13 protein-coding genes are annotated in these 13,667 nt (G+C 63.2%); 6 read left to right on the forward strand and 7 right to left on the reverse strand.

Annotated elements, in window-relative coordinates; genetic code table 11:
• Positions 1–217: 217 nt before the first annotated feature.
• From VFZ66_17605 to VFZ66_17615, 3 genes are all read right to left on the reverse strand, one after another.
• Complete coding sequence (locus VFZ66_17605) at positions 218–727, reverse strand: hypothetical protein (protein ID HEX6291006.1); 510 nt, start codon at positions 725–727, stop codon at positions 218–220.
• Between the two features lie 53 nt (positions 728–780).
• Positions 781–1,539 carry a class I SAM-dependent methyltransferase gene (locus VFZ66_17610; protein HEX6291007.1) on the reverse strand — a complete coding sequence of 253 codons (759 nt, stop codon included), beginning with the start codon at positions 1,537–1,539 and terminating at the stop codon, positions 781–783.
• A 146-nt stretch (positions 1,540–1,685) separates the two neighbouring features.
• Positions 1,686–2,117: a hypothetical protein gene (locus VFZ66_17615; protein HEX6291008.1), complete on the reverse strand. Its 432-nt coding sequence runs from the start codon at positions 2,115–2,117 to the stop codon at positions 1,686–1,688.
• A gap of 641 nt (positions 2,118–2,758) precedes the next feature.
• Between VFZ66_17615 and VFZ66_17620 the strand changes: the two genes are divergently transcribed.
• The 5 genes from VFZ66_17620 (at position 2,759) to VFZ66_17640 (ending at position 8,127) form a co-directional block, all read left to right on the forward strand.
• The gene (locus tag VFZ66_17620) at positions 2,759–5,080 is read left to right on the forward strand and encodes a sodium-translocating pyrophosphatase (GenBank protein HEX6291009.1); all 2,322 of its coding nucleotides are present in this window, start codon (positions 2,759–2,761) and stop codon (positions 5,078–5,080) included.
• 103 nt (positions 5,081–5,183) lie between these two features.
• On the forward strand, positions 5,184–6,323 hold the full coding sequence (locus VFZ66_17625) for an undecaprenyl-diphosphate phosphatase (GenBank protein HEX6291010.1): 1,140 nt from the start codon (positions 5,184–5,186) through the stop codon (positions 6,321–6,323).
• 38 nt (positions 6,324–6,361) lie between these two features.
• Complete coding sequence (locus tag VFZ66_17630; protein HEX6291011.1) at positions 6,362–6,886, forward strand: hypothetical protein; 525 nt, start codon at positions 6,362–6,364, stop codon at positions 6,884–6,886.
• A 125-nt stretch (positions 6,887–7,011) separates the two neighbouring features.
• Positions 7,012–7,239: a DUF433 domain-containing protein gene (locus VFZ66_17635; GenBank protein HEX6291012.1), complete on the forward strand. Its 228-nt coding sequence runs from the start codon at positions 7,012–7,014 to the stop codon at positions 7,237–7,239.
• 408 nt (positions 7,240–7,647) lie between these two features.
• Entirely contained in the window at positions 7,648–8,127 is a 480-nt protein-coding gene (locus VFZ66_17640; protein ID HEX6291013.1) for a DinB family protein, read from the forward strand.
• A 28-nt stretch (positions 8,128–8,155) separates the two neighbouring features.
• Here the strand turns inward: VFZ66_17640 and VFZ66_17645 are convergent, their stop codons facing one another.
• Positions 8,156–9,433 carry an NAD(P)/FAD-dependent oxidoreductase gene (locus VFZ66_17645; GenBank protein HEX6291014.1) on the reverse strand — a complete coding sequence of 426 codons (1,278 nt, stop codon included), beginning with the start codon at positions 9,431–9,433 and terminating at the stop codon, positions 8,156–8,158.
• Between the two features lie 265 nt (positions 9,434–9,698).
• On the reverse strand, positions 9,699–11,993 hold the full coding sequence (locus VFZ66_17650; GenBank protein HEX6291015.1) for a cellulase family glycosylhydrolase: 2,295 nt from the start codon (positions 11,991–11,993) through the stop codon (positions 9,699–9,701).
• 250 nt (positions 11,994–12,243) lie between these two features.
• Between VFZ66_17650 and VFZ66_17655 the strand changes: the two genes are divergently transcribed.
• Positions 12,244–12,657 (forward strand): PPOX class F420-dependent oxidoreductase, encoded by a 414-nt coding sequence (locus tag VFZ66_17655; protein ID HEX6291016.1) that lies wholly within the window; start codon positions 12,244–12,246, stop codon positions 12,655–12,657.
• A 104-nt stretch (positions 12,658–12,761) separates the two neighbouring features.
• Here VFZ66_17655 and VFZ66_17660 read toward each other — a convergent pair whose 3' ends face one another.
• Positions 12,762–13,208 carry a DUF488 domain-containing protein gene (locus tag VFZ66_17660; protein ID HEX6291017.1) on the reverse strand — a complete coding sequence of 149 codons (447 nt, stop codon included), beginning with the start codon at positions 13,206–13,208 and terminating at the stop codon, positions 12,762–12,764.
• 100 nt (positions 13,209–13,308) lie between these two features.
• A partial coding sequence (locus VFZ66_17665; protein HEX6291018.1) for an acyl-CoA dehydrogenase family protein occupies positions 13,309–13,667 on the reverse strand: 359 nt, incomplete at its 5' end.

Here is a 13,667-nt window from a genome sequence, read left to right on the forward strand (position 1 = left end):
CAAGACCAAGGATTGGCACCAGCACGCGCTCAAGGCGCACGTTCAACGTTTCACGTTCAAAGTATGGAGTTTGGAGGCCCTCACCCCGCTTCGCTGCGCTCAGCACTCCGCTCCCATTGTCATAGGAGAGGGCGAATCGGTGCCCAATTCCGCGTTCTTTGTTCCCCTGTTCTTTTGACCCCTTGTTCCTTCGGTTTGTTCTTTGTTCTATCGGCCTTTAGCGTCGATCGCGGTGCATCACCCGATCGAGCACATACACATCGCCGCCCTGCGTCTCGACCGGCAGCTCGATCATATGCTGCGGCTGTGAAGCCAGCGTGGTCACGTCGGACTTGTTACGGCCCGACACGGTGTAGGTTGTCTGCGAGCAATCGTCGATAAACTCCTCGTTGCGCCAGTTGAGCTTACAGCCGGTCTTGGGATCGAGCGCCAGAAAGGCGCGGTACGAGTCGTCGCGCTGCCGGATCACGAAAATAATATCCTGGCTCCACTGCGGGCTGTTCGGCATCAGCTTGCTCAGCTCAAGCCGCTTCACCGGCACCTGCGCGACCTCGCCGACCACGAACTCGGTTTCTTCGCCGAGCAGCCGCTTTCCCTGGGCGGGCGCGAGGATCGAGAACAGGATCAGGCCACAGATGACCGCCGAAATCAGCATGCTGGCGGCGAACAGGAGATACAGGAGACGGCGGGTGCGTTCTTCCCGCAGATCGGCTTCGGTTTGATACATAGCGTCAATCAAGATGGCACGCGACAGGTTGCCGAGAGCCGACAGCGTCGTCGTCAAGTCCCGCGTGCAGTAACAATCAACTGAGGGCTATCGCTGGTATACGGCTCAAGATCATAATCGCCATAGACCGCTTCGACGTTAAGGCCTACGCACGCCAGCAGATGTTGGACCTCAAAGCGATACAACCAGCGCATCACAAACGGCATCACCGAGCGCACAACCCGCCCATCGGCCTGAAGCTCGTCGTAGATGAACGCGACCGTCTGCCGCTGCTCGGCCCAGTCGGTGCGACGCACGACATATTTTTGCACGGCCAGCCCCTCGGCGCTGGTGAAGGTATGCTCATAGACCAGCGCGCCCTGATCGGCCATGATGTCGCGCGGATCGGGGTTGAAGAGATCGAGGACCAGCATGCCGCCGGGCTGGAGATGGCGTTTGATCGAGCGCAGCGCCGCGAACTGATCGTCGACTGTCTCAAGATGCATAAACGAGTTGAGCGGCACCAGGATCAGGCCGAAGCGCTCGGCCAGCTCGAAGCTGCGTATATCGCCCTGCACCACCCGCAGCCGCTCGCCAAGTCGTCGCCGCGTCAGCTTGCGCTCGACCGCCGCAACCATTGCGGGCGCGATGTCGAGGCCGACGCTTTGAAAACCGGCCTGCGCCAGCGGAACGATCACCCGCCCGGTGCCGCACATCGCGTCGAGGATCGGGCCGTCGCTGCGCCGCGCCAGCTCACGGTAGAACGGCAGATCATCCGCGAAGCTGCCCATGTCGGCATCGTAATAGCGCGCAAAACGATCGAAATCTGGCATCTGGTCTAACATCTCCGGCATAGCCTGTAGCGGCGGCGCTCGTCCATGCGTCTGAGCCCTGCGGCGCGCAGCTCAATCTTTCAGTCTGCTCCAAAAAGGGTCTTATTTGGGGGACAACCCCCGACCCCCGGCTTCGCACGCAAGGGCTAGCTCAGCCACATCAGCAGCAGGCCGATGCCGCCAAAGATCCAGAATAACATGATTCCGGCCAGCACCACCTTGCCGGTGATGATCGGCTCGAAGCGCGGCGCGGACGGCATGAACGGCTCGCTCGGCACTTGAAGCTGCCGGTAGCTCTTCGCGAGAGTCGACGGCGGCGTGTAGGATGGCGGCAGGCTGGCAGCGCTGCCCTGCCGCGAGCGATTCACCCGCTGCACGATGAGCGCCAGCACCACCAGCGCGACCACGCCGCCGACAATAATCAAGAGCTGCTGATCGGAGATCCGCCCGTTGACGACGCTGCGGATCATGTTGTAGAGCGGACGCCAAAAGAAGACCAGCAGAAAGATCAACCATCCGCAGCCGGAGCCTTTGGATTCTTTGGCAGGCTTGGGATCATTCCCGGCGACAATCGGCATCGTCGTTTCCTTCCGGCTAACCACATCGGCACTATCGAGGCGGCAGAGGCTCAGGCGCAGCGCGATTCGTCGCTGTACCCGGCTGCGCTGCCGGTTCCCAATCGGCTGAGACTATTGTACCATCTACGCATCTCGGCGCTCAGCCCCGTCGATCGCGTCGGCTCGAAGACAGCCTCCCGATCCAGCGCGAAGCGTCGCGCAGGCTCCCGCATTGGCATGCCTTCAGTTTTGCGGAGACTTTGTACTATTCTTTACAATCCAAGCAGATATATGCTAAAATCCGGTGCGCACAAAACGATGCCGCCGACAGGTGGGATCATCCCCTGTTGCGTCAGCCCAGGCCAGCCGTGAGCGCCGAGGCGACGCCGGGATTGTGCGTATCCGACAGCGCGTAGTACTCACAATTTGCTACAACTGGTTTTGATGTAACGATCGCCGGTGGCAGCTTCAGAGCATGAGCACTGCCGCTGGGGACGTTTTGTTGAAACATATAGCGCACAGACAGGAACAACCGACGCAACCGATTAACGCTGGCGCGCTCATCGCGCCACGGTTTCTATCACGTGCAGGTTTTCTCGGCGACAACGCCGTCGTCGTACACATATAACCATCCTGAAAGAACAGGACGACAAGGAGTAGGTATGTTGGACGTTTTTCGTGGGCTGCACGGCTTGAGCGGTTTCGAGCAAACTGCAATCTGGATCGTGCTCGCGCTGGCGGTGGCCGGTCTGGTCTATGCCGCGTGGCTGCGCGGCCAAATTCTGGCGTATGAGACTGGCACTGAGCGCATGCGTGAGGTCTGGGGTTGGATCAAAGCAGGCGCGAATGCGTATCTAGCGCGCCAGTTCCGCACGATTGCCATCGCCATCGGTGTGCTGTCGGTCTTGTTGTTCCTGAGTGTGTATCTGATCCCGCCGACGCCTGAGGCGATCGAGGTCTGGGGCGAGGAGAACGCAGGGCTGGCGATCGGCGTCGGTCGCACGATCGCCTTCTTAATGGGCTCGCTCTTCTCGTACGCGGTCGGCTACGTCGGCATGACCGTCGCCGTCGAGGCGAACGTGCGCGTCGCGGCGGCCTCGCGCAAGAGCTACAGCAAGTCGCTGGAAGTCGCGTACCGCTCCGGCACCGTCACCGGCATGCTGACGGTGGGCCTGGGCCTGCTCGGCGGCACGCTGATCTTCCTGTTCTATGGCATCTCTGCCCCCGACGCGCTGCTCGGCTTCGGCTTCGGCGGCTCGCTGATCGCGCTCTTTATGCGCGTGGGCGGCGGCATCTACACCAAGGCCGCCGACGTGGGCGCGGATCTCGTGGGTAAGGTCGAGGCCGGTCTGCCGGAGGACGATCCCCGCAACGCGGCGGTGGTCGCCGACCTCGTGGGCGATAACGTGGGCGATTGCGCGGGCATGGCCGCCGACGTCTTCGAGTCGTTCGAGGTGACGATCGTCGCGGCGATGATCCTCGGCATCGTGCTCGGCACCGCCGAGGCGGCGGCGGGCGGCGGCTTCAATCCCTACTACCTGATCTTCCCGCTGCTGGCGCGTGGCGTCGGCGTCGTGGCGTCGATCATCGGCACCTACGTCGTCAGGACCACCGAAACCGAGCGCAATGCGATGAAGGCGATGAATCGCGGCTTCTACCTCTCGGCGGCGGTCGCGGTCGCTGGCACGCTGCTGATCGCGTTCGTCTATCCCAACGCGGGCACTGGCGGCGTGGACTTCCGGCCCTTCCTGGCGATCGTGTCGGGCGTGGTGCTGGCAATCGCGCTGGACCGGCTGACCGAGTACTTCACCTCGACGCACTTCGCGCCGGTACGTGAGACGGCGCGCGCCTCGCAGACCGGCTCCGCCACCAACATCCTGTCGGGCCTGGCGCTGGGCTACGAGTCGAGCGTCTACGCGGCGCTGGTGATCGCCGCGTCGATCTTCGCCTCGGTGCTGATCTTCAGCGGCGCTGGCTTCATCGCCGTGCTCTACGGCGTCTCGCTGACGGGCATCGGCATGCTGTCGCTGACCGGCAACACGATCTCGATGGACGCCTTCGGCCCGATCTCGGACAATGCCAACGGCATCGGCGAGATGTCGAACCTGGAGAAGTCGGCGCGCGACGTGATGGACGATCTGGACGCGACCGGCAACACCACCAAGGCCGTCACCAAGGGCGTGGCGATTGGCTCGGCGGTGATCGCGGCGGTGGCGCTCTTCGGCTCGTTCTTCGCCGACGTGAACCGCGCGCAGACCCAGGCGGGTATTCCTGTGCTGAGCGGCATCAACGTGGCGCTGCCGAATGTCTTTATCGGCCTGCTGATCGGCGGCGCGCTGCCCTTCCTCTTCTCGTCGCTGACGATCCGCGCCGTGGCTCGCGCCGCCGCGATGATCGTGAACGAGGTCCGTCGCCAGCTGCGCATTCCGGGCCTGATGGAAGGCCGCGTCCAGCCCGACTACGCCCGCGCGGTGGCGATCTCGACTACTGCGGCGCAGCGCGAGCTGCTCTCGCTCGGCGTGATCTCCGTGCTCTCGCCGATCGTCGTCGGCTTCCTGCTGGGCGTCGAGGCGCTGGGCGCGTTCCTGGCCGGTACGATTCTGACGGGCCAGTTGCTAGCAGTGTTCATGTCGAACGCTGGCGGCGCGTGGGACAACGCCAAGAAGTACATCGAAGAGGGCAACTACGGCGGCAAGCGCTCCGAGCCGCATAAGGCGGCGGTCGTGGGCGATACCGTGGGCGATCCGCTCAAGGACACCTCCGGCCCGGCGCTCAACCCGCTGCTCAAGGTGATCAACCTGGTAGCGCTGATCGTCGCGCCGATCGTGGTCAGCGTCAACGGCGCGACAGCGCCCGGCGCAATGACGGTAATCGCGATGGTCGCGCTGATCGCGGGTATCGCCTGGGCGGTCATGCGCTCCAAGCGCGAGGCCGACGAGCTGGCCGAAACGCCAACCGTCGCGCCCGTGGGCGAGCAGGCGTAATCCCTCGCACAATTCAAACTTGAGGTTTTGCGCGGCTCCCGTACACCATCGGCACGGGAGCCGCGCGCTGTTTCAGGCACAGGGATGCTCAGGAAGGCATTGGATGAACGCAGGATGGATCACCGCAGGATGTGTCGGCGTCGCGGCGCTCGGCACGCTGCTCTACCGCACGTACAGGCAGGAGACGGGCGCTGCGCGCTGGAGGCCATCGATCCGGCCCCGCAGCGTCGCAGCCAGGTTGGCGCAGCCGCGTGGTACAATGCCGCCGGTTCTTAAGCCAACGACTACCAGCCTGAACGATAAAGGAACAGCGATGAATAGACCGACGACGATTAACAACACCGATGCTGCGGCCCATCCACCGCGCGTTTCGCGCTTCTTCTCGACGCTGCCGGTGGCGATTCTGCTCGGCCTGATCGCGCTGGCGCTGGTGCTGCGCGGCGATCATCGCATCGCGGCGACGCTCGGCATCGTACAGGGCCTCGGTGAGTTCCTGCCGATCTCGTCGTCGGCGCACCTGATCCTGACGCCCTGGCTCTTCGGCTGGAACGATCCCGGCTCCTTCTTCAACTCGCAGGCCTACGACGTAGCGCTCCACGCGGGCACGCTGCTGGCGCTGGTCGGCTTCTTCTGGCGCGACTGGATCAGACTGGTGCTGCACGCGCCGCGTCCGCAAACGCCCGACGGACGGCTCTTCTGGCTGCTGGTGGTGGCCTCGCTGCCCGGCGCGGCGATCGGCTTTGTGCTCGACACGTACGCGGCGGACTTCTTCCGCGACAAAGAGCTGATCATCGCGGCGGCGCTGGCGACGATGGGCGTGATCCTGTATATCGTGGATCGGAGCGCGCCGCAGCGCGACGATCTGGAGCATATCGACGGGCGCAAGGCGCTGCTGATCGGCCTGGCGCAGGCGCTAGCCTTTATCCCAGGCGTGTCGCGCTCCGGCTCGACCATGACGATGGGCCGCGCGATGGGCCTCCAGCGCGAGACGGCGGCGCGCTTCTCGTTTCTGATGTCGATGCCGATCACCTTTGGCGCGATCCTGGTCAAGCTCAAGGACATCGACGCGGCGGCGCTGCAATCGTCGGCCTTCTGGCTGGGCATCGGCATGTCCTTCGGCGTCGGCGTGCTGGCGATCGGCTTCTTGCTGCGCTACCTTAAAAACAATAGCTTCCTGCCCTTCGTCGTCTATCGCATCGGCCTTGCCGCGCTGGTCGTCGCGGTCTATCTGCTGCGCGGATAGTCGCCATGATGAAGGCGCTATTGGGCCAAAGGTTGGTCATGGCACAGTTTGGACTTGGCCTGCTCGTCGGTGGGCTGCTGACGCTGCTGGTGCTGACGATCACGCTGCGGCTGCTGATGCGCGCTCCTGAGCAGAAGCTACTCGCGGCGTCCGGCGAGCTGCCCGACCTGACGCTCTCGCTGACCCGCGACCTGTTGCAACGGCTGATCGATGAGGGGCTGCGCGATGTCTCGCTGCCGCTGGTGACGCTCCGCGACCCGTATGTTCAGCTTGATCCGGGCGCGCTGCTGATCGTCCGGCTGCGCGGCGATACGGTGCTGCTCGGCGGCCAGACGATCGTGCTGCGTATGCGGATCGTGCCCGCCCAGAGCGGCGTGCAGGTAGTCACGGAGGCGGCGGATGTCAGCGGGCTAGTGAATCTGGCAGGGCCGCTGACGCAGCGACTCGATCAGCGCATCAACGCCGAGCTGGCTCAGCGCCTCGATTTCGCCGGTCAGTTCGAGGTGCTCGACGTGGGCGGCTCGACCCAGGAAGTGACGGTCACTGCGCGAATGCGGGAGTGAGCGGGGGACGAGGGAACAGCGGAGCAAGGTAACAAACGTTCGGCCTCGGTATTCCCACTCCCTCCTCGGAGTCTCGTTTTATGTTATGCTGTTGAGGTGACTTGGAGGGCTGCGCACGGAGAGCGATGATGGCAAATCTTCTGGAACGCATTAATGTCAACCCTGCCCAATGTGGTGGACGCCCATGCATTCGTGGTATGCACATCCGCGTCATAGATATGCTCGATCTCTTAGCTGCCGAATCAAGCACTGAACACGTGCTGGCAGAACTGCCGGATCTTGAGCCGGAAGACATCCTGGCTGCGCTCCGCTATGCTTCACGCCGCCTGGATCATCCCGTGCTGGCTGCCTGAGCATCTGGATTGATGCCCACCGTTCGCCTGCTATTGCGGCTGGATCACCACGACCTTGGGTGTACCTGCGGTTGCGTTGCGCGATCTTGGTTTACGCGATGCCACCGATCATGAGATCTTCATGGCTGCGCGGCGAGAGCAGGTAATTGTGCTGACGAAAGATAGCGATTTTCCACAACTTCTGGATCGCTATGGAACGCCACCACATGTGATCTGGGTGACGTGCGGAAATACGTCAAATGCCCATCTCAGCGGATAGCGGTGAACCTGGCGAAAATTCGCGTTTTCCTCTATGATGCTTGTGTGGTAAAGCTTAGAGCTGACTTTATGGAGTGCCGCTAAACTCAGACCGTCGCTATGCTTGTTCATCTTCAACATCGCTGCGCTGAGCTGCACCGCCGGAGCCTCGTGCTTCTGGACGATGTGGCTGCGCTCTCGCTCGCACAACTGAGCTTCAAGCCCGCGCCGACCGAGTGGTCGATTCTGGAGGTCGTACAGCATCTCGTGCTGTCGGAGCGGTCCGTGATGTGCGGTATGCCCGACCTCGGCGCGCTGATCGAGCGGCGACCCACCCTGCGCCAGTACATGAGCTATCCCGTGGTGCTGCTGGTGCTGGGCTATAGCATACCGTTTCGCACGCCGTCGCCTGAGATGGTGCCGGATGGCCGGCCGACGTTGCCTGAGCTACGAGCGCAGTGGGCGGAGAACCACCGCTGGTTGCAGCGCTATATCGATAGTCTCACGCCGCGCAGCGCCAGACGAGCGGTGTTTTATCACCCGATAGCGGGACCGATCAGCGTACGGCAAACGCTCACGATGGCCCATCTGCATCTGACGACACACACGCGGCAGATCGAGGCGCTCAAACAGGCCGTGACGACGCTATAAGCCCAGACGGACGCGCCGACCACAGCCCTCAACCTTTTCGCCCGTGGTAGGCGATCGTCGGCGCGCGCTGCCGCCGGGGCACGGGCGTGAATGCAAGCCGCAGCGCCTTCCACAGATTAAAGTTCTCCTCGGCAGGAGTCGCGCCGTTGGCCGTGCCAAAATAGTACGTGGCGAGCGCGGGATCGGCGGCCATGTGCTTGAGCAAGCGCCGCGACAGCCAGGGCTGCGGCGTGAGCTGGCTCTGGACGGCGGCAAAATCGTAGGCGGCCTTGCTATGAGCATCGCGCAGACGCTGGAACTCACTCATGGCCTGCCCCCACGGCCTGCCGTCGCGCACCTGAACCAGCGCGTCCGCCAGGAGCTCGGCGGTGTGCAAGCCCTGATAAATGCCCTGGCCTGTCACCGGATCGAGCCGCACGCCCGCATCGCCCACCAGCGCCCAGCCTGGACCGTACGCCTGCCGCCGAAACATGCCGAAGGGTGCCAGGCCCACGATCGGCGTCGCCCGCTCGGCCTGCTCGAAGCGCGCCGCGACCTCCGGCACCTGTCGCAGCACGCGCTGCATGGCGGCCTCTGGATCTTTGCGCGCCTGCTCGAACGGCGGATCGACCGCCGCGATCGACAGCACGGTCAGCTCTTGATCGGCGTCGAAGACCAGCAGAGCCGTACCTGGCCGGTTGCGATAGACCATCGCGCTCGGCTCGTCCAGCGGCGTGACGTTGCGATAGTACGCATAGTACAGGTAGGAGTGCGCGGGCTTCGTATCGTAGGCGCGCGCCCCGACCATCCGCGCCACCGCGCTGTTGCGCCCATCCGCGCCGATCACTGCCAGCCGCGCGTGGATCGTTTCGATCGCCCCGCCCTGCTCGCGCCCGCGTACCCCGACCACCCGCCCCGACTCGTGCAACAGCTCGGTGACGCTAAAGCCCTCGCGCAACGTCACGCCGGGAAGCTGCTCGACGTGTCGTGCGACGGCCTCGTCCAGCCGCTCGCGCTGGATCGAGTAGGCGTAGTCGCGGCCTTTGTAGGGCGGCAGATGAGCGGCTACGCGCACAAACCCATAGTCGGTGCCGTACAGCCGCAGCTTGGGAGCGCCCAGCCGATCGACCACCTCTTCCGCCCCGAAGCGGCTCAGCACTTCGAGCGCGTTGCCGAAGACAACCGGACATGAGACGGTTGGGCTGGGAAAGGTTGTTTTTTCGAGCAGCAGCACCTTAAAGCCTTCCTGCGCCAGCAGGGCTGCTGTTGCCGTGCCCGCAATCCGCGCACCGACGATAATCACATCATACGTGGCCGTGCCGTTCATACTCATCTCCGATTCCCGAAGCGGCAGCCGCTCTCGGTCGCTTCTCTATACAGAAGCGCATGGACGGCTGTTCAAACATGCGCCCTGGTGCTGCGCCAGGATAGCAAATCCAATGCAACCAGTATACAAAGCTGTGATTAATTTCTCAATGGTCTTTTGGCGTATGTGAAGAAAAACTCAATCTTCCTCGATCCGCGCCTCACAACCATAAGCAAAGCGCGACGGCGCAAGCATCCGTCGCGCTGCATCGATCGAGCGCTGTGGGCTACGGCTGCGGGTTGAGCGGCGTCGGGCACTTGCGCGTTTTGAGCAGATCCTTGCCCAGCGGCGTGTACTGGATCGGGCCGTCGCCGCGCCGCTCGAAGCGCCAGTTGGTAAAATACTGCACCCGCACACGCTGCCCGTTATGCAGCTCCTCGAACTCCTCCGAGATCGGCGGGCCGTAGAAGCGCTCGCCGTGGGTTTCCCAGAGTGCCCGAAACGCGCCGCGCAGCGTGTGCCCGGTCTGCGGAAAGTAGCGCACGCCCGGCAGGCCGGGATCGGTAACGCGGGGCACGGTCTGCTCGCCGAGCGATTGTCGGCCCAGCGGCGACAGGTGGACACGATCGAGATAGATGTCGGGCGTCTGTCCCTCGGCCCACAGCGGATCGAGCGGCGGCAGATCGTCCTCCTCGTTCAGCTCGAAGCGTGCCCGCTCGAAATACTGCACGACGATGCCGCGATGATCGCGATAGGCCAGCGTCAGTGGCCGACCAAAGACGGCCTCGCCGCCGAAGAAATCCCAGAAGTACTTGAAATCGCCGCGCAGGACGATCCCATCGTCGAAGGTGCGCGGCTGGTGCGCGGGCGGGAACGGCGGATACTGAACTTTCGTCAGGTCGTGGGCGCTGGTCGTGGTGCTGTGCAGCGCGGGAACCCGCAGCGTCCGAAACGCGGCAAGCGCCGGTTTGGGGCTGCCGTCGCGGCGATACAGACCGAAGTGGCCCTGCTCGTCCACCGAGTAGGGCAGCGTGGCGGGCGGATCTTGCAGCCACCACCCGACGACGCCGACAAAGCCGCTGCTCGTGGCGATCTCCAGCGCCCGCCGATAGACCTCGTGCTGGCTCGGCTCGTCGTAGTACAGGTAGAGCTGGTAGCGCGTATCGAAGAAGATATTACGGCACTCAGGGCCGCTGGCCCAGCCAAACTCTTCGAGCAGGACCGGCTTGGTGGTGCGCGCGCGGATCGACTCAGCGATCGCCGTCAGGTTGCCGGGCGTGTACTCGTGAACGCTGATGATGTCGCTGATCTGAGCGATCGTGCGTCCGCTCGGCGCAGCCTGCCACAGGCTCTCGTACCTGCCCACGCCGACCGTGATCGGATGGTGCCGGTCGAGCACGCGGATTGCGTCGGCCATGCGGCCCAGCCAGTCCACCACCGCCGGAGCCTTGCCTTCGAGCCAGGAGCCGTAGTTATCGGGCTCGTTGTGCAGGTCCCACGCCAGCACGCGATCGTCGTCCTTGAACGCGGCGACGATCGTGCGCAGGTAGCGCAGATCGTAGGCCTCCTCAAGCGAGCCTGCCGCCGCGATGCTATCGTGCCAGTCGAAGAGCGTGACGATCACCTTGAGCTGGTGGCGGCCCGCGATCTGGACGAACTGGCGCAGCCGCTCCAACATCTGCGGCGGAATATTGCCCTGGCCGTCGGTCCAGCCCTCGCTGGTGCGGTAGGGCACCAGGGCGCGCACGGTGTTGATGCCAAGCTCTCGTCGGGCACGGCCAAGCTCGCGATCGACGGCGGGACCGTCCCACTCGGTCCACATCAGGCCCCAGGGATGCTCGGCGGGATAGTAGTTGGTGCCCTTCAACAGCACCGGCTGTCCATGCAACTCAAGCCGGTTGCCGCTGATCGTCACAAAGCCGGGCGGCGGCGATGGAGGCGTGAGCGCCGCCCGCGCCTCGACGTTGAGCAAGCCCTGCAAGATCGTGCCGCCGTGATCTTCCAGCCGGGCGCGCTCGAACCACTGCGTCAGCACACGGTCGCCGGAGCTATTGGTTTCCAGCGTTGGCTCCGTCAACGGCAGGCCAAGCAGCGCCAGGCTCTCGCGCTCCGACATCCCCGCATCGTCCAGCTCCAGCCCGTGGCTGCGCCAGTAGGCCAGGAACGTGCCGCACACATTATGTCCGGTCTGCGAGAAAAAGCGGCAGCCGGACACAGCTTTGACCACAGGCTGCGTCGGGCGGCCCTGCTGCGCCAGACGTTCCGCGCCCAGCCGCCCAAGCTGCACGGTGTAGGGCACTGGCAGATCTGGATGGGCCTCAAGACGATAGCGCTCGAAGTGCTGGCTGGTGCGCGGCCCGCGCTCCGTCTCATCGGGCAGGGCCGGGCCGATGGGATAGCCAAAGACCGGCAGCCCGCCGCTGCGCAGCCAGAAGTCACGAAACGCCGCGTCGACACAATCGACGATGGTGGGCACGCCCGGAAAGCAGATCTGCTCGGCGCTTGGCCGGAGCTGCTGGCCCGCCGAGACAGGAACCAGAGACAACACGAGTGGAAATAGAGCCAGGAGACGGAGGAGCATGTGCTGCTCTTTCTAGGCGACGGCACGCCGTACATGGGAGAAGATGGGCAATGATCGCTGGCGGATGACAGGCGAACAGATGTGTGCCGAAGTATACCATACCTGCTGGCATATGCCATGCAGAGTCCAGGCTGAATGCGCTCGTTCAAAGCTGGCGCTATACTAAAATAAGCTTATAATATTAGTTAAGTTATATGTGGGAGCGGTGATAGACGGTGATCGCCGTCGCCGCGAGCATGAGGAGGAGACAATGCCGAAGATCGACAAGCTTTCGCCAGGTGGGATCAAGCTCTTACAGGAGCCGCAGCTTGCTCAGTTTGCGACCGTTATGACCGACGGCTCGCCGCAGATCACGCCCGTCTGGGTCGATGTCGAGCCGGATGGTAGTCATATTTTGATCAACACCGCCGAGGGGCGGCTCAAGACGAAGAACACCAGCCGCAATCCCAAGGTCGCCGTGAGCGTCGTCGACTCGCAGAACCCGTGGCGGTATGCCGTTGTGCGCGGCACCGTCGTCGAGCAGCGCCACGAGGGAGCCGACGAGCATATCGATCGTATGGCCCAGAAGTATCTGGGAAAAGAATCGTATCCGTTCCGCCGCGCCGACGAGACGCGCGTGATTCTGCGTATCAAGCCGCACTATGTGCTGGAGCAGGGCGTGTAGCGCGAACCGCCGTCAACGACCGCACCCAGGATGATCGCGTGATCGTCCTGGGTGTTTCCTGTGAAGCGCGCCATTAAACAGCTATCAGACCTGGTTCCAACCGCTCACGTAAGATGCCGGATCTCGACATTGCCCCATTTCTGGCTCAGGTACTCCGCGACGAGGCGGCGATGGCAGTGATGCGGTTTATCCTCGCTACAGAGCAGGCACGCGCCGTCGAGCAAATCTTGAGATAGCGTAGCCTCGATCTGTCTTTGAGCGATCAGATCCAGAAACTTTCGCTCGTACACCGCCCAAACGCCCTTCTGCTTCTTGTAAGATTCCAGAATCTCGGCAGTAGGCGCAAGTTCGGGCAGATGCACGTAATCTATGCCGCAAATCGCTTTCAGGAAGTAGGCCAGATCCTCTTTCTTGGCAAACCCGGCAAGCTGCGACGTGTTGTTGAGCCGCACGTCAATCAGCCGTCTAACACCCGCGCGGCTGAGCCCGTTAAAGAATTGTTCTGCTGATTTCTTGGTAAAGCCGATCGTGAAGAGTTGAATCCGATCCATCACGCCTCTACTTCTTCTGAATCAAAATCCGTCACCTTAAGCAAACAGGACGGCCTGTGCGGTCGTCCTGTCCGCGCCGATGGATTGTCCCGCCGAGCGACTAGCCCTTAGGCTTGTAGCCGACCTGTTTCAGCAGCTCGCGGGCGATCACGTGCTTCTGGATCTCGTTGGTGCCCTCGAAGATGCGCGTCACGCGCGCGTCGCGGTACATGCGCTCCAGCGGCAGCTCGCGGCTAAAGCCCATGCCGCCATGGATCTGGATCGCCTCGTCGATCACCTGCGACGCCGACTCGGTGCAGTAGAGCTTGACGATCGACGATTCGATCGTGGCCGGCTTGCGGGCGTCCACCAGCGCGGCGCAGTGATAGACGATCTCTTCCATCGTGTAGATCTTGACTGCCATCTCGGCCAGCTTGAACTGGATCGCCTGGAACTCGGCGATGGGCCGACCAAACTGCT

This window comes from Herpetosiphonaceae bacterium, assembly GCA_036374795.1.
GTDB lineage: Bacteria > Chloroflexota > Chloroflexia > Chloroflexales > Kallotenuaceae > LB3-1.